Source organism: uncultured Reyranella sp., assembly GCF_945957355.1.
Classification (GTDB): Bacteria; Pseudomonadota; Alphaproteobacteria; order Reyranellales; family Reyranellaceae; genus Reyranella.
Window position 1 is genome coordinate 100,551 of sequence record NZ_CAMFKM010000016.1, and the last position, 17,869, is coordinate 118,419.

At 65.4% G+C, this 17,869-nt stretch carries 13 protein-coding genes and 3 tRNA genes; 10 read left to right on the plus strand and 6 right to left on the minus strand.

All coding sequences use genetic code 11. The annotated features are described in order from the left end of the window. Positions 1–14 precede the first annotated feature (14 nt). Complete coding sequence (locus Q0Q48_RS22960) at positions 15–1,079, minus strand: phosphotransferase (protein WP_295143189.1); 1,065 nt, start codon at positions 1,077–1,079, stop codon at positions 15–17. A gap of 65 nt (positions 1,080–1,144) precedes the next feature. Then, positions 1,145–2,704 (minus strand): fatty acid--CoA ligase, encoded by a 1,560-nt coding sequence (locus Q0Q48_RS22965; protein ID WP_295143192.1) that lies wholly within the window; start codon positions 2,702–2,704, stop codon positions 1,145–1,147. A 134-nt stretch (positions 2,705–2,838) separates the two neighbouring features. On the opposite strand from Q0Q48_RS22965, the gene Q0Q48_RS22970 reads away from it, so the two are divergent. Beyond that, positions 2,839–3,810, plus strand: a complete 972-nt coding sequence (locus tag Q0Q48_RS22970; RefSeq protein ID WP_295143195.1) for a UDP-glucuronic acid decarboxylase family protein — start codon at positions 2,839–2,841, stop codon at positions 3,808–3,810. Between the two features lie 65 nt (positions 3,811–3,875). On the opposite strand, the gene Q0Q48_RS22975 is transcribed toward Q0Q48_RS22970, so the two are convergent. Then, positions 3,876–4,901 (minus strand): NAD-dependent epimerase/dehydratase family protein, encoded by a 1,026-nt coding sequence (locus Q0Q48_RS22975; RefSeq protein ID WP_295143198.1) that lies wholly within the window; start codon positions 4,899–4,901, stop codon positions 3,876–3,878. A gap of 307 nt (positions 4,902–5,208) precedes the next feature. On the opposite strand from Q0Q48_RS22975, the gene Q0Q48_RS22980 reads away from it, so the two are divergent. From Q0Q48_RS22980 to Q0Q48_RS22990, 3 genes are all read left to right on the plus strand, one after another. Next, a complete protein-coding gene (locus Q0Q48_RS22980; RefSeq protein WP_295143201.1) occupies positions 5,209–6,963 on the plus strand; it encodes a carbamoyltransferase C-terminal domain-containing protein in 1,755 nt (584 codons plus the stop codon). 64 nt (positions 6,964–7,027) lie between these two features. After that, complete coding sequence (gene galE / locus Q0Q48_RS22985; RefSeq protein WP_295143204.1) at positions 7,028–8,011, plus strand: UDP-glucose 4-epimerase GalE; 984 nt, start codon at positions 7,028–7,030, stop codon at positions 8,009–8,011. A gap of 10 nt (positions 8,012–8,021) precedes the next feature. Beyond that, positions 8,022–8,816, plus strand: a complete 795-nt coding sequence (locus tag Q0Q48_RS22990) for a glycosyltransferase family 2 protein (protein ID WP_295143207.1) — start codon at positions 8,022–8,024, stop codon at positions 8,814–8,816. On the opposite strand, the gene Q0Q48_RS22995 is transcribed toward Q0Q48_RS22990, so the two are convergent. After that, positions 8,806–9,816: a hypothetical protein gene (locus tag Q0Q48_RS22995; RefSeq protein ID WP_295143211.1), complete on the minus strand. Its 1,011-nt coding sequence runs from the start codon at positions 9,814–9,816 to the stop codon at positions 8,806–8,808. The two genes, Q0Q48_RS22990 and Q0Q48_RS22995, sit on opposite strands and share 11 nt — an antisense overlap. Before the next feature lie 274 nt (positions 9,817–10,090). Further along, positions 10,091–10,165: transfer RNA gene (locus Q0Q48_RS23000), tRNA-Thr, on the minus strand. 579 nt (positions 10,166–10,744) lie between these two features. On the opposite strand from Q0Q48_RS23000, the gene Q0Q48_RS23005 reads away from it, so the two are divergent. Genes Q0Q48_RS23005 through Q0Q48_RS23020 form a run of 4 tightly spaced genes read left to right on the plus strand, consistent with a single transcriptional unit; the run spans position 10,745 to position 16,572 of the window. Beyond that, on the plus strand, positions 10,745–12,031 hold the full coding sequence (locus tag Q0Q48_RS23005) for a TolC family protein (RefSeq protein ID WP_295143214.1): 1,287 nt from the start codon (positions 10,745–10,747) through the stop codon (positions 12,029–12,031). Beyond that, a complete protein-coding gene (gene ihpB / locus Q0Q48_RS23010) occupies positions 12,028–13,005 on the plus strand; it encodes a divalent metal ion exporter adaptor subunit IhpB (RefSeq protein ID WP_295143216.1) in 978 nt (325 codons plus the stop codon). Before Q0Q48_RS23005 ends, ihpB begins: the two co-directional genes overlap by 4 nt. 13 nt (positions 13,006–13,018) lie before the next feature. Further along, the gene (locus Q0Q48_RS23015; RefSeq protein WP_295143219.1) at positions 13,019–16,204 is read left to right on the plus strand and encodes a CusA/CzcA family heavy metal efflux RND transporter; all 3,186 of its coding nucleotides are present in this window, start codon (positions 13,019–13,021) and stop codon (positions 16,202–16,204) included. Continuing rightward, positions 16,201–16,572, plus strand: a complete 372-nt coding sequence (locus Q0Q48_RS23020) for a hypothetical protein (protein ID WP_295143222.1) — start codon at positions 16,201–16,203, stop codon at positions 16,570–16,572. Before Q0Q48_RS23015 ends, Q0Q48_RS23020 begins: the two co-directional genes overlap by 4 nt. Before the next feature lie 19 nt (positions 16,573–16,591). On the opposite strand, the gene rlmB is transcribed toward Q0Q48_RS23020, so the two are convergent. Further along, positions 16,592–17,353 (minus strand): 23S rRNA (guanosine(2251)-2'-O)-methyltransferase RlmB, encoded by a 762-nt coding sequence (gene rlmB / locus Q0Q48_RS23025; protein ID WP_295143225.1) that lies wholly within the window; start codon positions 17,351–17,353, stop codon positions 16,592–16,594. Between the two features lie 199 nt (positions 17,354–17,552). On the opposite strand from rlmB, the gene Q0Q48_RS23030 reads away from it, so the two are divergent. Together Q0Q48_RS23030 and Q0Q48_RS23035 are read left to right on the plus strand one after the other, a co-directional pair. Beyond that, a tRNA-Tyr gene (locus tag Q0Q48_RS23030) sits at positions 17,553–17,639 on the plus strand. A gap of 37 nt (positions 17,640–17,676) precedes the next feature. Beyond that, a tRNA-Gly gene (locus Q0Q48_RS23035) sits at positions 17,677–17,750 on the plus strand. The last annotated feature ends 119 nt before the right edge of the window (positions 17,751–17,869 follow it).

A 17,869-nucleotide genomic window follows, 5' to 3' on the forward strand; every position in this document is an offset into this window, starting at 1 on the left:
GAAGCGAAGCGCGCTCAGGCGCGCTTCTCAACCATCTTCCAGGCGAGATCGGCCATCGCGCGGGCCCGGTTGCCGTACTTGGTCGCTGTCTCCGAAGAGGCGTTGCCGTCGAGGCCGCGCTTGTAGACGCCCTGCACGATGGCGGCGAGGCGGAACAGGGAGAAGGCGAGGTAGAAGGCCCAGGCCGGCACTTCCTTGCGGCCGGTACGGCGAGCGTAGGCCGCGAGATATTCCTGCTCGGTCGGGATGCCGAAAGCCTTCAGGTCCTGGCCCGCATAGCCGCCCGAGGCGCCAAAGCCTTCGCCGAAATGGTACATCATGCAGTTGTAGCCGAGGTCGGCCAGCGGATGGCCGAGCGTCGAGAGTTCCCAATCGAGAACCGCGATGACGCGCGGCTCGGTCGGGTGCACGATCGTGTTGCCGAGGCGATAGTCGCCATGGTTGATGCGCGTCTCGTCGCCCGGCGGGATGTTCTCCGGCAGCCACTTCTTCAGGGCTTCCATCGATTCGATGTCTTCGGTGCGGGCGAGATCGTACTGGCTCGACCAGCGCGCGACCTGACGCTGGATGTACTGGCCCTCGCGCCCGTAGTCGCCGAGGCCGACGGCGCGGTAGTCGACATTGTGCAGCCGCGCCAGCACGTCATTCATCGAATCGAAGATCTTGCCGCGATCGGCCGGCGAGACGCCGGGCATGCGCACGTCGGCGAAGACGCGGCCGGGCAGGAACTGCATGATGTAGAAGGCGGTGCCGATCACCGCATCGTCCTGGCAGAGCGCATAGGGCTTGGGCACTGGCACGTCGGTATGGTCCGCCAGCGCCTTGATCACGCGATATTCGCGGTCGACCTGGTGGGCCGAGGGTAGCAGCTTGCCCGGCGGCTTCTTGCGCAGGACATACTGGTTCCCGCCGCCGTCGGTGACGTGGAAGGTCGGGTTGCTCTGCCCGCCCTCGAACTGCAACACGCTGATCGGGCCGCGATAACCCTCGACATTGGCTTTCATGTAATCGGCGAGCCGGGCTTCGTCGAAGACATGGGCAGGGCGAACGGGCGTGAGATTGTCGGGCAGATTGGACATGGGACTGTTCTAGAACCGTCGTTTCGGAAATTCGAGGCGCGTTTGCTTCAAGGTCCGCAGGGCGGTCAGTTGATGTTGCGCCCCAGGCCTTCCCAGTAGGGTTTGCGCAGTTCGCGCTTCAGGATCTTGCCGGTCGGATTACGCGGCAGGGCGTCGATGAAATCCACCGACTTGGGCAGTTTATAGCCTGCGATCCGTTCGCGGGCCCAGCCGATCAAGTCGCCAGGTGTCACGTCTGCGTCGGCCTTGCACACCACGATGGCCTTCACGGCCTCGCCCCAGCGCTCGTCGGGTACGCCGATCACCGCCACATCGGCGACGGCGGGATGGCCGAACAGCGCGCTTTCGACTTCGGCCGGATAGATGTTCTCACCGCCCGAGACGATCATGTCCTTCACGCGATCGTAGATGAAGAGGTAGCCCTTTTCGTCGAGATAGCCCGCATCGCCGGTGAAGAACCAGTCGCCCTGGATGGCGCGTTTGGTGGCGTCGGGCAGGCGCCAGTAGCCGCGCATGACCTGGGGCGAGCGGATCGCGATCTCGCCGACGCTGCCCGGGGCGACATCGGCGCCGGTATCGTCGACGATGCGCAGTTCGACGCCGACCTGGGCATAGCCGCAGGACAGGAGCTTCCTGGCATCCGAGGGATCGTGATCCTCGGCCGGCAGCAGGGTGATGGCGCCGGTCGTCTCGGTGAGGCCGTAGACCTGCTGGAAGCCGCAGCCGAAGGTCGCCATCGCCTGCTTCAACAACTCCGCCGGGATCGGGGCGGCGCCATAGACGATCAGGCGCAGGCTCGACAGGTCGGTCTCGCGAATCTGCGGCGATTGCACCAGGAACAGGATCATGGCCGGCACAAGCAGCATGACCTCGATGCGGTCCCGCTCGATGATCTCGAGCACGCGGGCAGGCACGAACTCGCGGACGATGTGGTTGGTGGCGCCGGCGAACAGGCCGGCGATCGCCCAGCCCGCGCCGCCGATATGGAACATCGGCAGGCAGACGATGTTCTGCGTGCCGGGTTTCATGAGCCAACTCCGTGTCCATTGCTCGAACATGAAGGCGAAGTTGGCGTTGGTGAGTTCCGCCCCCTTGGGCAGGCCCGTGGTGCCGCTGGTGTAGAACTGCACGGCGGTGTCGTGGGGCCGGGCGGGCAGGTGAGGGTCGGTCTCGGCGTGGCGGTCCCGCCATGCGGCGAAGGCTTCCCAGGTCCCGTGGCGCGGTCCCAGGGTCACGACCTTGCGGACGGTCTTCAACTGGTCGCGGATCTTCTCGACAACCGGGAAATACTCCTCGCCGACGAAGAGAATCTCGGCCTCCGCATCGTTCACGATCTGCAGGACCTCGGGCGGCGCCAGGCGCCAGTTCACCGACACCATCACGGCGCTGGCCTTGGCGACGCCGAACAGCAATTCGAAGAAGACGTCGCTGCTCTTGTCGAGATGGGCGACGCGGACCTGCGGCCTCACGCCCTCGGCGATCAGGCCATTGGCGACGCGGCTCGAGGCGAGATCGAGTGTGCCGTAGGTGGTGGTCCGGCCTTCATAGACGAGCGCCACTGTGTCCGGCCGCACCGCGCCGTGGGCGCGCACGATGTCGGCCAAGCCAACCATCTCGATACTCATAGGACGTTTCCCCTGCGATATTGGCCCGTCCTGTCGGCGTCCGGGCAGGGGCATCCTTCGGTGGTTTTGAAGTGAATTCAAGAGCTTGATCGCCTAGTGTCGCGAGGCCGAAGGAGGCGTATCCAAGGGGTTTCATGGGCAAGCGTATTCTGGTCACGGGCGGGGCGGGTTTCCTCGGTTCGCATCTCTGCGAGCGGCTGCTCGAGGCGGGCCACGACGTGCTGTGCGTCGACAACTATTTCACCGGCAGCAAGGCCAATCTTGTGGCCTGCCTGGACAACCGGCGCTTCGAACTGATGCGCCACGACGTGACCTTCCCGCTCTATGTCGAGGTCGACGAGATCTACAATCTCGCCTGCCCGGCCTCGCCCATCCACTACCAGCACGATCCGGTGCAGACGACCAAGACCAGCGTACATGGCGCCATCAACATGCTGGGGCTGGCCAAGCGGGTACGTGCCAAGATCTTCCAGGCCTCGACCAGCGAGGTCTATGGCGACCCGACGGTACACCCCCAGGTCGAGAGCTACCGCGGCAATGTCAATCCGCTGGGCCCGCGGGCCTGCTACGACGAGGGCAAGCGCTGCGCAGAGACGCTGTTCTTCGACTATCACCGCCAGCACAATCTGCGCATCAAGGTGGCGCGGATCTTCAACACCTACGGGCCGCGCATGCATCCCAACGACGGGCGGGTGGTGTCGAACTTCATCGTGCAGGCGCTGAAGGGCGAGGACATCACGATCTACGGCGACGGCATGCAGACGCGGGCGTTCTGCTACGTCGACGACCTTCTGGACGGCTGGCTGCGGCTGATGGACCACACGCCGGACGACTTCACGGGACCGGTGAACATCGGCAACCCGGTGGAGATGCCGATCCGGCACCTGGCGGAGAAGATCCTGGAGAAGGTCGGGGGGCGGAGCCGGCTGGTGTTCGAGCCGCTGCCGGTCGACGATCCGATGCAGCGCTGCCCGGACATCACCCTGGCGCGCGAGATGCTGAAGTGGGAGCCGAAGGTGGCCCTCGACGACGGCCTCACAAAGACCATCGCTTTCTTCGACGACCTGTTGAAGAGCAACAGGGGCGTCAGCGGTATCGGGCGGTAGCCCATATGCAAAGCGCCGCGAAGCTTCCTTCGCGGCGCATTTGACGTCGTCGATCTGTCGAAAGTCTACTGCGCGGCGAGGGCCTGCTTCGGCAGCGCGTTGACAACCGAGGCCTTGCCCGAGGTCATCTCGTCGTAGATCCACTTGTAGGTCTTCTCCATGCCGTCCTCGAGACGGATGGAAGGGGCCCAGTTCATCAGCTTCTTGATCAGCGTGTTGTCGCTGTTGCGGCCGCGCACGCCCTTGGGCGCGTCGAGCTTATAGCTGCGCTTCAGCTTGATGCCGGCGATCTTCTCGACGATGTCGACCAGCGTGTTGATGCTGACCAACTCGTCGCTTCCGATGTTCAGCGGCTCGATGATGTCGCTCTCCGCGAGCTTGATCGTGCCCTCGGTGCAGTCGTCGATGTACATGAACGAACGTGTCTGCTCGCCGTCGCCCCAGATCTCGATCTCGTGCTTGCCCGAGAGCTTGGCGGCGATGACCTTGCGGCACATGGCGGCCGGGGCCTTTTCGCGGCCGCCGTCATAGGTGCCTTCCGGCCCATAGACGTTGTGGTAGCGGGCCACGCGGGTGGCCATGCCGTAGTCCTCGCGATAGTGGCGAGCCATGCGTTCGCTAAAGAGCTTCTCCCAGCCGTAGCCGTCTTCCGGCAGCGCGGGGTAGGCGTCTTCTTCCTTCAGCGCCGTGACGTTGGCATCGGTCTGCTTGTCACCGTTGTAGACGCAGGCAGAGGACGAATAGAAGAAGCGCGGCACGCCGGCTTCCTTGGCGGCGACCAGCATGTGGGTGCTGATCAGCACCGACAGCATGCACTCGGCCTTGTGGGTCTCGATGAAGCCCATCCCGCCCATGTCGGCAGCCAGGTTGTAGATCATCGAGGCGCCCTTGGCGGCCTTGCGGCAGGGCTCGAGCAGGGCGAGGTCGCCCACCTGGTTCTCGACGCCGGGAATCTTCTGGTACCACTCCTCGAGCGGCTTTACGTCGACGGCCCGGATCTTGGTGTGCCCGCGCTGCTGCAGGACCTTCACCAGATGGCCGCCGATAAAGCCACCGGCGCCGGTCACGACGACGAGATCATTCTTGGACATGCACGAAAGCCTTTCGATCGAAGCGAGGGGTTTTATCCGACTTATCAGCGACTTGCGAGGGCGGCTCCACGCCTCGGGCGAGCACGCGATCGGGGCCCCGGGAGGGGGAAGGGCCGCGCGAGGATGTCCGTTTGCTTGGAAGTGCCGGCCTCGTCAAGCGGTCGCCGCGCCGCATGGGCTGTGCGCGATGTCGAGCCAGGACGCCGCGCCGAAAGCTGCAAGCCTGGTGAAAAAGGTGGTCCGCCGCAAAAATTGATCTATACCAACCACATAGACGCAATTTGCTCGCGATGTCCGACCTGTCCGCATGACCTACATTCTCGGCCTTAATGCCTACCATGCGGATGCCGCTGCTTGCCTCGTGAAGGATGGCGAGCTGGTCGCGGCGGTGGAAGAGGAACGGTTTCGCCGGATCAAGCATTGGGGGGGATTCCCCAGCGAGTCGATCCGCTACTGCCTCGCCGAGGCCGGCATATCGCTGGGTGACGTCGACCATGTGGCGCTCAACAGCGACAACAAGGCCAACCGCTGGCGCAAGCTCGCCTACGCGCTGACCTCAGGCGTCAGCCTGAATTATGTGATGAGCCGGCTGCGCAATCGCGGCGAGCGGGCCGACATTGCAGGCAATCTGAAGCGTCATTTGCCCGACCAGGAGTTTCGCGGTGCGGCGCATGCGGTCGAGCATCACCTCTGCCATCTCGCCTCAGCCTTCCTGGTCTCTCCGTACGAGAGGGCCGTGGCGGTCTCGGTCGACGGGTTCGGCGATTTTTCCTCTGCGGCCTGGGGGGTGGGCGAGGGGGGCACCCTGTCGGTCGATGGCCGGGTCTACTTCCCGCACTCGCTGGGCGTGTTCTACGAAGCGATGACGCAGTTCATCGGCTTCCCGCACTATGGCGACGAGTACAAGGTCATGGGCCTCGCGCCCTACGGCCAGCCGTCCTTCGTCGAGCAGATGAAGCGGATCGTCCGCCTCGGAAACGACGGCACCTTCGCGCTCGACCTGCGCTACTTCCGCCATGCCTCGGGCGAGGGCGCCAACTACCAGGTGAAGGACGGCATTCCGTCGGGTGGTCGCCTGTGGAGCGACGAACTCGCGAAGCTGCTGGGTCCGGCGCGCGATCCCGCCGCACCGCTGGAGGACAAGCACCGCGACATCGCGCGCTCCGCCCAGGTGACCTACGAGAACGCCTTCTTCAACCTGCTCAACGCCCTGCATGCGCGCTACGGCGCCGATGCCGTCGTGCTGGCGGGCGGCTGCGCCTACAATTCGGTGGCCAACGGCAAGGTGCTGGAGCGCACGCCGTTCAGGAAACTTTACGTCCAGTCGGCGGGTGGCGATGCCGGCGGCGCGATCGGTGCGGCGTTCGCGACCTGGCACAGGATCGGCGGCGCCGCCGCCAGGCGTCACTTCGTGATGGACCATGCCTATTGGGGGCCGTCGGCGACGCCGGACGAGATCGCGGCGGCCATCGCCCGGCGACGTGCCGATTTCGACTCGGCGGGCTGCCGCATCGAGCGCATCGCCGACGAGGCGACGCTCTGCCGCCACACGGCGCAGGCCATCTCGGAGGGCAAGGTGATCGGCTGGTTCCAGGGCCGCCTGGAATGGGGGCCGCGGGCGCTGGGCAACCGCTCGATCCTGGGCGACCCGCGCCGCGCCGACATGAAGGACATCCTCAACCTCAAGATCAAGCGGCGGGAATCCTTCCGGCCCTTCGCGCCTTCGATCCTCCGCGAAGCGGTGCCGCAGTGGTTTGAGACCGACGACGACGTGCCGTTCATGATGCAGGTCTTCCGCATCCGCGAGGAGAAGCGGAAGGAGATCCCCGCCGTGACCCATGTCGACGGCACCGGCCGTCTGCAGACCGTCACCTGGTCGGGCAATCCGCGCTACGCCCGGCTGATCTCGGCATTCCGTGATCTCACGGGCGTGCCGATCGTGCTCAACACCAGTTTCAACGAGAACGAGCCGGTGGTCTGCAAGCCCGAGGAGGCGATCGACTGCTTCCTGCGCACAAAGATGGATGTCCTCGTGCTGGGCGACACGCTGATCCAGCGCTAGCCATGCAATTGAGCTATCCTGCCCAAAAGGCATTCGAGCGGGAGACGGCATAGTGCGAGTACTGGTGGCAGGGGGCGCAGGCTATATCGGCTCGCATACGTGCAAGGCGCTCGCCCGGGCCGGCCACCAGCCGATCGTCTACGACAACCTGCACACCGGCCATGCCTGGGCGGTGAAGTGGGGGCCGCTGGTCCAGGGCGACATCAACGATCCCGTGGCGCTCTCTGCCGCTATCCGCGAGCACAGGCCCGAGGCGGTCATCAACTTCGCCGCCCTGGCCTATGTGGGCGAATCGATGGTTCAGCCGATCCGCTACTATCGCAACAACGTTGCCGGCATGATCACGCTGATCGAGGTGATGCGGGCGCACGATGTGGGTTCCATCGTCTTCTCCAGCAGTTGCGCAACCTACGGCGTTCCCGACCGTCTACCGGTCGTCGAAGGTATGCAGCAGCAGCCGATCAACACCTACGGTCGCACCAAGCTGATGGGCGAGCAGATCCTGCGCGACGCCTGTGCCGCGCATGGTCTAGGGGCCATGGCACTGCGCTATTTCAACGCCGGCGGTGCCGATCCCGAGGGCGAACTGGGCGAGGAGCACGATCCCGAGACCCACATCATCCCTCTGGTGCTGCAGGCCGCACACGGAATGCGCGCGGACATCTCCCTCTTCGGCACGGACTACGATACGCCGGACGGGACCTGCGTTCGCGATTATGTCCACGTGACCGACCTTGCGGCAGCCCACGTCGCGGCGCTGACGCGCTGCAAGGCCGGCACCTTCCAGGCCTACAATCTCGGCGCTGGCCACGGCGCCAGCATCAGTGACCTGATCGCGCGGGCGCGGGTGCTCACCGGCCGCGAGATCCGCACCGTCGAGGCGCCCCGCCGCGCCGGCGATCCCCCGATCCTGGTGGCCGACGTGGCGTTGGCCCGGCAGGCACTCGATTGGGCGCCGGCCCACTCCTCGATCGACGACATCATCCGCACCAGCTGGGCCTGGATGACGCAGAGCCGGGCGTGCGCGATGAAGGCAAAGGCCCGCTGAGGCGCCGCGCATGGACCGCGACACCGTCACGCCGCTGCTGATCACCTTCAACGAAATCCAGAACATTGAACGGACATTGGCGAAGCTCGACTGGGCCCGGCGCATCGTCGTGATCGACAGCGGGAGCACCGACGGCACGCTTGAGATAATGTCGAAGGATCCGCGCATCGAGATCGTCCACCGGCCGTTCGACAGCTTCGCCGAGCAGTGCAATTTCGGCCTGACCCACATCCGCACCGACTGGGTCCTGTCGCTTGACGCCGACTACGAGCTGAGCGACGGCCTGGTCTCTGAATTGACGGAGCTTCAACCCGTGGCCGAAGACACGGGCTACAGGGCGGCCTTCGTCTATCGGATCTACGGCCGCCCGCTGCGTGGTACGCTCTATCCGCCGCGCAGCGTGCTTTATCGCGTCGCCGGCGCGCGCTATGAGAACGAGGGCCATGGGCATCGCATCCGCCTGCAGGGGCGAATCTCCGACCTCAGGGGCGTGATCTATCACGACGATCGCAAGCCGTTGTCGCGCTGGTTGGGCTCGCAGCTTAGATATGCAGCGCGCGAGGCGGCCCACCTCCTCGAGACCCCGCGCGAACGGCTGGGCCGGGCTGACCGGATCCGCCTGATGGGCTGGCCCGCGCCGATCCTGGTGCTGGGATACGTTCTGCTTGCCAAGGGCGCCATCCTCGATGGAAGGGCCGGCTGGTTCTACGCCTTTCAGCGCCTGCTTGCTGAAGTCCTGCTGGCGCTCGAGCTGTTGGACAGGCGCCTGTCGGCCCCGGCACGACCCGGTCGAGTTAAACGCTGAGCGGAGAGCCTTCGAGGTCCTTCTCCGTTCCGACGATCATCACGCGCACCGGACCTTTTCCCGCCAGACCGGCGGGCAAGGAGACTTCGAAGCCCCCGACTCCATGGGGCGTCACCTTCTTGAGCCACGGCAGAAACTGATCGGCGTAGCAGCGCTGAACGGCGTGCCCGCCGACCCGGACTTCGATCGTTGCCAACTGGCTGGGATCATGAGCGAGGGCCCAACCCCTGAGGCTCCCGTCTCCCGTACGATACACCTTGCCCCTGGCAAGCCTGGAACTGATGTCGGGGCCGCGACCGCGATGGTCCGTGAAATAGTCGAGGTTGGCCTTCACATGATTGTAGAGGCAGAGATCGTCCTCGTTGAGCGCAAGAATTCGGGTGCGAGTCGCTTGGTCGATTGTGGGTCGAGGAGAACGGCCGGCGCCGTTGTCGTGGCGCATCCGAAGTTCCACGCCAAGGTGCCGGGACAAGGCTCTGACCATGTCCGGCATGAACTCAAACAACCCGACAAAGCCCAGGTGGCGCAGGTCCAATCCGCTCAGCTGCCGGCACTGAACATTGATTTGGTCGCGTGACTCATAGAACTCGGCAAACGAACCGGTGAATCTTTTCTGTCTGACGTGCATCCGATAATTGGACGCGACGCGCTCGACGGGATCGCGCAGGAAAGTGACGACGGATGCCGGGTGAAAGGCTCCGATCCAGTGACGGATGGGATTCTGGCTGCTGACAAGAAAACGCTGAGCCCGAGGTGCCTCAGCCCGCAGCGCGGCGATCTTCTCCGGCGTTTGAAGATCGGACGCAAAGGCATCGATGATGTCGCCGGACACGGTGCCGGCGGTTGCCCTGCCGTCCCGAGCATCCACGGTGGCCCTCTGCGCGCCAATCAGCGTGGCCGTGTCGGCCCCATACTCGAAAATCTTGGTGGCCGTCGGCAGCGACGCTGACAGCATGTGCCGCATCGATGTCCCGGCTGCCTTGGGGATGTGGACGAACACGACATCTTTGATTATCGGATAGAGTTCGGGTCGTGACCCCCCCGCCGCATGACCGACCGCTGCCGAAGAAGCGCGTCTCGCCGGGGCTTTGGGGGTGAACCATCGGGCGGGCCAGAACCTGGGGCTCATCGTCAAAAAGGCTCGGCTCGCTGAAGGTGCATCAATCTGGCCGTTGGCTATTTATCTGGCCAATTGACTAACAATACGCAGGGGCAATTAGAATTGAAAAAGCGCCCCCTGTGCAAATCTCTCTGCATGACGGTCAAGGGAAGGCTGGTGCCGGGTGAGGGGATCGAACCCCCGACCTTCGGTTTACAAAACCGCTGCACTACCGCTGTGCTAACCCGGCTGGCCCAAGGCGGGGGCTTTCATAGCCTCTCCCAAAGCCGTGCGTCCATACACAACGCCAGAGCCCGACGGCCTGATCGCCACACGGCCGGGCCGCGCCACATCTCCGATTGGGTGATTGTATAACCCCGAGGCATTCCGAAATAAGGGGCGCGTGTTGAATATGGGAGCCTGCCGGCTGGCGCTTGTTTTCCGACGAAGCGCTCGCTTCGTCCGGATGCTTTGCGTTCTGTCCCTTGCGCTTGCCAGCGTCCTCCACGTCGCGGGCGACGTTCGGGCAAACAGCATGGAACTGGGGCAGACGACGATCTCGGCGGCTGCGGACGACCTTGGCACGGATGGCGGCTCGACCGCCGAGGCCTGTCATAGCTGTTCCGTTGCACCCTATTTCAACGCTGTATCTCCGATACACGTCGCGGCCGTTTCTGCCGGTGTACCCGAAGGACGCCTTGTCCGGGTGTCCGCTGTTTCGATGCGGGTAGCGGGGCCGCCCCCCAAGAACTGATCTCGTTGCGTTTCGTACGTCGTTCCGGGAATCCGGACGCGACGCGCAGATAGCTGCATTTTCCGGGATCAGGTCATGACATTCCGCGTCGTAGGAGCGCTGTGCGCAGCGCTGCTCCTTGTCACGCATGCGAACGGAGCCTCGTCGCAGACTCCGCCGCAACATCGTCCGTCGAACGGGGGACTCACGCTTCGCCAGGCCTTGCAGCAGGCCGTGAAGGGCAACCCTCGCCTGGACATCGCCGACCGCAACATCGGCATGTCGGAGGGCCGCCGCCAGCAGGCCGGCGCGCTGCCTAATCCGACGATCGGCTTCGAGGTCGACAACTTCGCACCGGGCAATTCGGAGAGCGTCGGCGGGGCCGAGACGACGCTGATGCTGAGCCAACTCATCGAGCTCGGCGGCAAGCGCGACGCGCGCGTGTCCGCGGCTCTCGGCGATGCCGACGCCATGCGGTGGGAAAAGGAGGCGGCCCGTCTGGAGCTCCTGTCGGAAACGACTCTCGCCTTCGTGGAAGCCCTCTCGGTCCAGCGGCGCATCCAGATCCTGGATCGGCAGGCCGCGACCCTGGAAAAGCTCGTGCCCCTGATGCAGCGCCGGGTCGAAGCCGGAGCCTCGTCGCCCTCGGACGTCACGCGGACCCAGACGGCGGTCGGTGCGACGAAGCTCGAACGGGAGCGGACGCGGCTGGCTTTTGCCGTGGCCCGCCGGGAGCTGAGCGGGCTGATGGGCCGCGATCTTCCCGATTTCACGTCGGTTTCCGGCGACTTCGGCCGGCTGGTTCGTCCGGCGCCCTTCGAGGCGCTGATCAAGGCGATCGACGACAATCCCCAGCTCATGCGCTGGACGGCCGTCCGCGCCCAGCGCGACGGCGAACTGCTGGTCTCACGCCTGAAACCCATTCCCGACGTCACGGCCAGCGTCGGCTGGCGCTATTACTCGGACACCCAGCAGAGCGCCGTCAGGCTGGGCGTTTCGATGCCGTTTCCCGTCCTCGACAGGAACCGTGGCGGCATACAGGAAGCGCAGGAGAACTCGCGAAAGGCCCATTCCGAGCGGGCCTCCAACCGGCTCGCCCTGATCACCGTCGTGGCCAAGGCCCACGACACCGCGAACAACCAGCTCCAGCAGCTCGATCTCATCCGCAAGACGATCCTGCCGGCGGCGCGCCAGACCTACGCGACGATCGAGGCCGGGTACGGGCAGGGCCGCTTCACGGTGCTGGAAATCCTGGATGCCTATCAGGCCGTCGCCGACGCGGAACTGAAGGAGCACGAGGCGCTGACGAGCTTCCATTCCGCCGTTGCCACCATCGAGGGCCTCACCGCGAGCCCTGTGACCGTTACGAGGACGCGACAATGAAATCCGTAAGGAAGGCACTCGGCCATCTGACGGTCGCCATCGTCTGTGCCGGCATCCTGGCCACAGCCGGCTTCTACGTCTTCGATTCGCGGTTTGCCAACCAGTCCAAGCCCGCTTCGACCAAGGGCGGCCATGGCGAGAAGGAGGAGCATGGGCATGACGAGGGCGTGAAGCTCACGGATGCGCAGATCGCGGCGGCGGGCATCGAGCTCCTCACCGCCGGTCCCCGTGAGCTTCGCGACACGCTGCAATTGAACGGCACCGTGCAGCCCAATCAGGAGACCCTGGTCAAGGTGACGCCGCGCTTTCCCGGCGTCATCCGCAGTATGCGCAAGCGGCTGGGCGACAAGGTGAAGAAGGACGAGGTACTGGCGACCGTCGAGAGCAACCAGAGCCTGACGGTCTACGAACTCAAGGCGCCGATCGACGGCACGGTGATCGACCGTGACGGCACGCTGGGCGAGTTCGCCTCGGAAGCGAAGCCGGTCTTCACCATCGCAGATCTCTCCACCATGTGGGTCGACTTCGCGGTGTTTCGGAAGGATTTCTCGAAGGTTCGCCTCGGCGACGCCGTGTCGATCGATGTGGGCGACGGTGGTGCACCCATCGAGGCGAAGCTCGACTATCTCTCGCCCATCGGCGCCAGCGACACCCAGTCGGCGATCGCGCGGGCCACCGTGGCGAACGGCGGGCGGCTGCGCCCCGGCCTGTTCGTGGACGGCAAGGTCGTCCTGTCGGCGCGGCCGGTCGATGTCGCCGTCAGCACCGGCGCCCTGCAGACGCTCGAGGGGAAGAACGTCGTCTTCGTGCGAAGCGGCGACACCTTCTCGGCGCGGGAAGTGGAACTCGGCAACCGGGACACCGACTGGGTCGAGGTCCTGTTCGGCCTGGTCGATGGCGACGTCTATGCGGCCAGGAACAGCTTCGTGATCAAGGCGGAGATCGGCAAGGCCGGCGCCGCCCACGAGCACTGAGGCGAGAGCGCAGATGATCAACAAGATACTGGCCTTTTCCATCCAGAATCGCTGGCTCGTCGTCATTGCGGCCATCGCGGTCGGTGCGCTCGGCGCGTGGAACTTCACGCGCCTGCCGATCGATGCGGTGCCCGACATCACCAACGTCCAGGTGCAGGTCAACACGGTGGCGCCCGGCTACTCGCCGCTCGAGGTCGAGCAGCGCATCACCTTCCCGCTGGAAACGGCGATGGGAGGCCTGCCGAAACTCGAATATACGCGCTCGCTGTCGCGCTACGGGTTCAGCCAGGTGACCGTCGTGTTCAAGGACGGCACGGACATCTACTTCGCCCGCCAGCTCGTGAACGAGCGCATCCAGCAGGCGAAGGAGCAGCTGCCGCCCGGCACCGAGACCGCGATGGGACCGGTCTCGACGGGGCTCGGCGAGATCTACATGTATGCGGTCGAGGCCAGGCCCGGGGCGAAGAAGCCCGACGGCGAGCCCTATTCGGCCACCGACCTGCGCACCATCCAGGACTGGATCATCAAGCCGCAGCTCCGGACGGTGCCCGGCATCGTCGAGGTCAACACGATCGGCGGCTACGAGAAGCAGTTCCATGTCCTGCCTGATCCCGCGAGGCTGATGGCCTTTCGCCTCACGTTCCGCGACGTCATGCAGGCGCTGGCGACGCACAATGCCAATGTCGGCGCGGGATACATCGAGCGCAACGGCGAGCAGTATCTGGTCCGCACGCCGGGACAGGTGAACACGCTGCCGGAAATCCGCGACATCGTCATCGGAACCCGCGGCGGCGTGCCGATCCGGATCTCGGATGTGGCGGAGGTCAAGGAAGGGACCGACCTGCGCACCGGCGCGGCCACGCTCGACGGCAAGGAGACGGTAATCGGCACCACGATGCTGCTGATCGGCGAGAACAGCCGGACGGCCGCGCAGCGCGTGGGAGCCAGACTAGACGAGATCGCGCGCTCGCTGCCCGACGGCGTCGTGGCGCGGGCGATCTACGATCGCACCAAGCTCGTCGAAGCCACGGTTTGGACGGTCGAGAAGAACCTTCTCGAAGGCGCGCTGCTGGTCGTCGTCGTGCTGTTCCTGATCCTGGGCAACTTCCGGGCGGCCTTCGTCACAGCCTGCGTCATTCCGCTGTCCATGCTCTTCACCATCACCGGCATGGTCGAGAACCACATCAGTGCCAATCTCATGAGCCTCGGCGCCATCGACTTCGGCATCATCGTCGACGGCGCGGTGATCGTCGTCGAGAACTGCCTGCGCCTGCTGGCCGAGGAGCAGCACAAACGCGGCCGGCTGCTGACCCGCAACGAGCGCTTCGCGACGATCCTCGCCGGCGCCCAGGAGGTGATCAAGCCGAGCCTGTTCGGCACCGTGATCATCGGCGTCGTCTACCTGCCGATCCTCACGCTGACCGGCGTGGAAGGGAAAATGTTCACCCCGATGGCGCTCACCGTGCTCATGGCGCTGCTGGGCGCGGCCATCCTCTCGATGACGCTGGTACCGGCCGCGGTGGCGCTGCTGGTCACCGGCAAGGTCTCCGAGAAGGAGAACTTCTTCATGCGCGGCGCGCTGCGCCTCTATGCGCCGGCGCTCGAAGGCGCGATCCGGCTGCGCTACGTGGTGGTCACGATGGCCTTCATGCTGGTCGGCGTCGCGGGCGTGGCGGCGTCGCGCATGGGCGGCGAGTTCATTCCCTCGCTCGACGAGGGCGACATCGCGATGCATGCGATGCGCATCCCCGGGACCAGCCTGACCCAGTCCGTGCAGATGCAGGAGGCGCTGGAGAAGGCGATCCTGGAGTTTCCGGAGGTCAAGGAGGTCGCGGCCAAGATCGGTACGGCCGAGGTCGCGACCGATCCGATGCCGCCCAATGTCGCCGACAATTTCATCCTGCTGAAGCCGCGTTCCGAATGGCCGGATCCGAACCGGTCGAAGGCCGATCTGGTTGCCGCGATCGAGAGGCGCGTCGAGCAGGTCCCGGGCAACAACTACGAGTTCACGCAGCCCATCCAGATGCGCTTCAACGAGCTGATCTCCGGCGTGCGCAGCGATCTCGGCATCAAGATCTTCGGCGACGATCTCGACACGCTTCTGTCGATTGCCAACAAGGTACAGGCAGTCGTGCAGGTCGTGCCCGGTGCGGCCGACGTGAAGACGGAGCAGGTGAGCGGCCTGCCGATGCTCACGGTGAAACCCAACCGCGCCGCCCTCGCGCGCTATGGCATCACGCTGGCGGAGTTGCAGGAAGTCGTGGAAATCGCGGTCGGCGGCCGTGAGGCCGGGCTGATCTTCGAAGGCGACCGCCGCTTCGACATCGTGATTCGGCTGCCCGAGAGGATGCGTGTCGACGTCGATGCGTTGTCTTCCCTGCCGATTCCCGTTCCGGCCCAGGTCGCCGGCAAGGAGAACGGCCGGGCGATCGTGCAGACCGGTCTCGGTGCGGCCGCCCCCTATGTGCCGCTCTCGGCCGTGGCCTCGATCGATATCGCGCCGGGTCCCAACCAGATCAGCCGCGAGAACGGCAAGCGTCGCATCGTCGTCTCGGCCAATGTGCGTGACGGGGATCTCGGCTCCTTCGTCGGCAAAGTGCAGAAGCGCGTCGGCGAGCAGGTGAAGCTGCCGTCAGGCTACTGGATCGGCTGGGGCGGCCAGTTCGAGCAGCTTGTCGGAGCATCGCAGCGACTGGCCATCGTCGTGCCCGTGGCGCTGCTGCTGATCTTCGTCCTGCTGTGCATGAGCCTGGGATCGGTCGGCGACGCGCTGCTGGTCTTCAGCGGCGTACCGCTTGCCCTGACCGGCGGCGTGGCCGCCCTGGTCCTGCGGGACATTCCGCTCTCGATCAGCGCCGGCATCGGCTTCATCGCCCTGTCCGGCGTGGCCGTGCTGAACGGGCTGGTGATCATCTCGTTCATCCAGGGGCTGCGCAGCCAGGGCCGTTCCGTGGCGCAAGCCGTGCGCGAGGGTGCTCTGAAGCGGCTGCGTCCAGTGCTGATGACCGCGCTCGTCGCATCGCTCGGCTTCGTGCCGATGGCGATCGCGACCGGTGCGGGCGCCGAAGTGCAGCGGCCGCTGGCCACTGTCGTCATCGGCGGGATCATCTCGTCGACCATCCTGACGCTGGTCGTCCTGCCGGCGCTCTACGCCCTATTCCATCGTGACAAACCTGTTCGACCAGAGGAGATCGCATGAAGAAGTTCCTGATCGCCGCAGCGCTGATGCTGTGGGCCGGCATGGCCGTGGCGCAGCACAGCCACGGAAGCACCAAGGGTCCCAACGGCGGGGCAGTGCAGGACGTGGCGGGCGTGCATGTCGAGCTGGTCCTCGCTGGCAACGCGGTGACCATCAACATCCTCGACGAGAACAACAAGCCGGCCTCCGCCACGGGCTTCAGCGGCTCGGTGCTGATCGTCGCGGGCGGCAGCCGGGAGACCGTGCAACTGGCGCCAGCTGGCGACACCGCGCTGAAGGGCGAGGGGAGGGCCGCTATTCCCGCCGGCGCCCAGGTGACGCTGGTCCTGAAGAACCCGGCCGGCAAGTCGGGCCAGGTCAAGTTCTAGCGATAGCGCAAGACCCGCTTCACCTGGGACGCTGGCGCGCCCATTCGTAGGCCGCGACGGCGGCGGCGTTGGACACATTGAGCGCGGAGAGGGCGTCGCTGGTGGGAATTGTCACCAGCCGGTCGCATTTCTCGGCGGTCAGCCGGCGCAGGCCTTCGCCCTCGGCGCCCAGTACGATGCAGGTCCGGCCCTTCAGGTCGAGGTCGCCCAGCCGGGCGTCGCCGCTTTCGGCCAGCCCGTAGGTCCAGAAGCCCGCTTCCTTGAGCAGGTCGAGCGTGCGGGCCAGATTCACGGCCCGCACCAGCGGCACGACCTCGAGCGCACCGGAGGCGGCCTTGGCCAAGGTCCCGGTGTCGGAGGGGGTGTGACGGTTGGTCACGATAACGCCGGCGGCCCCGAAGGCGGCGGCCGAGCGCAGGATCGCGCCGACATTGTGGGGGTCGCTCACCTGGTCGAGCACCAGGACGAGGGCATTGTCCCCGCAACGAGCGAGAACATCTTCCAGGCCAGGCTCCTCCAGCGGCGCCACGAGGGCTGCGATACCCTGATGCACGGCTCCGGTGGGCAGGCGCTGGTTCAAGTCTTCGCGCGAGACGATGGCCTTGTCGGTCTTGCCAATCTCGGCGGCATGGCGCTCAGCCATTTCCCGTGTGGCGAAGAGCCGCTCGATGCGGCGGTCGGGATTGGCGAGGGCCGCGAGCACTGCGTGGCGGCCAAACAGCCAGACGGATTGGTGGCCGCCGCGGGACTGGCGATGAGGACGATTGGGGCGGGGAGACATGGCGAGCCTTGTATGGCGTGCCGCGCGGGCGGGCAAATCGGGGGTCGGGAGTGGGCGGGGAGCGGCAAAGGCCATCATGGCTGTACGAGCGTCTTCCGAGGCTGCAATTACCCTACCCGTAAGGAAGTGCTTGCCACTCACCGGAACCCACTGTATCTCCGCGCCCCTACAGGCTTTTTCCGTTTATGCCGGTTGGGACGGAGGGGTGGCCGAGCGGTCAATGGCAGCAGACTGTAAATCTGCCGACTTCGCGTCTACGAAGGTTCGAATCCTTCCCCCTCCACCATCGGACCATCGTGCGGGATGGGCTCTGTTCGGGCGTCGCGGGTGTAGCTCAATGGTAGAGCAGAAGCCTTCCAAGCTTACGACGAGGGTTCGATTCCCTTCACCCGCTCCAGGTTTGGCTAAGTCGGCCAGTTAGTTCGGTCTGTGTCTGAAACGAGGGTCGTGACACCATGGGCAAAGCGAAGTTTGAGCGGAACAAGCCGCACTGCAACATCGGGACGATCGGTCACG

Excerpts from the sequence above, each read along its gene's own strand:
- Q0Q48_RS22970 (WP_295143195.1), top strand. The coding sequence starts at position 2,839 with ATGGGCAAGCGTATTCTGGTCACGGGCGGGGCGGGTTTCCTCGGTTCG.
- Q0Q48_RS23005 (WP_295143214.1), top strand. The coding sequence starts at position 10,745 with ATGACATTCCGCGTCGTAGGAGCGCTGTGCGCAGCGCTGCTCCTTGTC.
- rlmB (WP_295143225.1), bottom strand. The coding sequence starts at position 17,353 with ATGTCTCCCCGCCCCAATCGTCCTCATCGCCAGTCCCGCGGCGGCCAC.
- Q0Q48_RS22960 (WP_295143189.1), bottom strand. The coding sequence starts at position 1,079 with ATGTCCAATCTGCCCGACAATCTCACGCCCGTTCGCCCTGCCCATGTC.
- Q0Q48_RS22980 (WP_295143201.1), top strand. The coding sequence starts at position 5,209 with ATGACCTACATTCTCGGCCTTAATGCCTACCATGCGGATGCCGCTGCT.
- Q0Q48_RS22975 (WP_295143198.1), bottom strand. The coding sequence starts at position 4,901 with ATGTCCAAGAATGATCTCGTCGTCGTGACCGGCGCCGGTGGCTTTATC.
- Q0Q48_RS23020 (WP_295143222.1), top strand. The coding sequence starts at position 16,201 with ATGAAGAAGTTCCTGATCGCCGCAGCGCTGATGCTGTGGGCCGGCATG.
- Q0Q48_RS23015 (WP_295143219.1), top strand. The coding sequence starts at position 13,019 with ATGATCAACAAGATACTGGCCTTTTCCATCCAGAATCGCTGGCTCGTC.
- Q0Q48_RS22965 (WP_295143192.1), bottom strand. The coding sequence starts at position 2,704 with ATGAGTATCGAGATGGTTGGCTTGGCCGACATCGTGCGCGCCCACGGC.
- ihpB (WP_295143216.1), top strand. The coding sequence starts at position 12,028 with ATGAAATCCGTAAGGAAGGCACTCGGCCATCTGACGGTCGCCATCGTC.
- Q0Q48_RS22990 (WP_295143207.1), top strand. The coding sequence starts at position 8,022 with ATGGACCGCGACACCGTCACGCCGCTGCTGATCACCTTCAACGAAATC.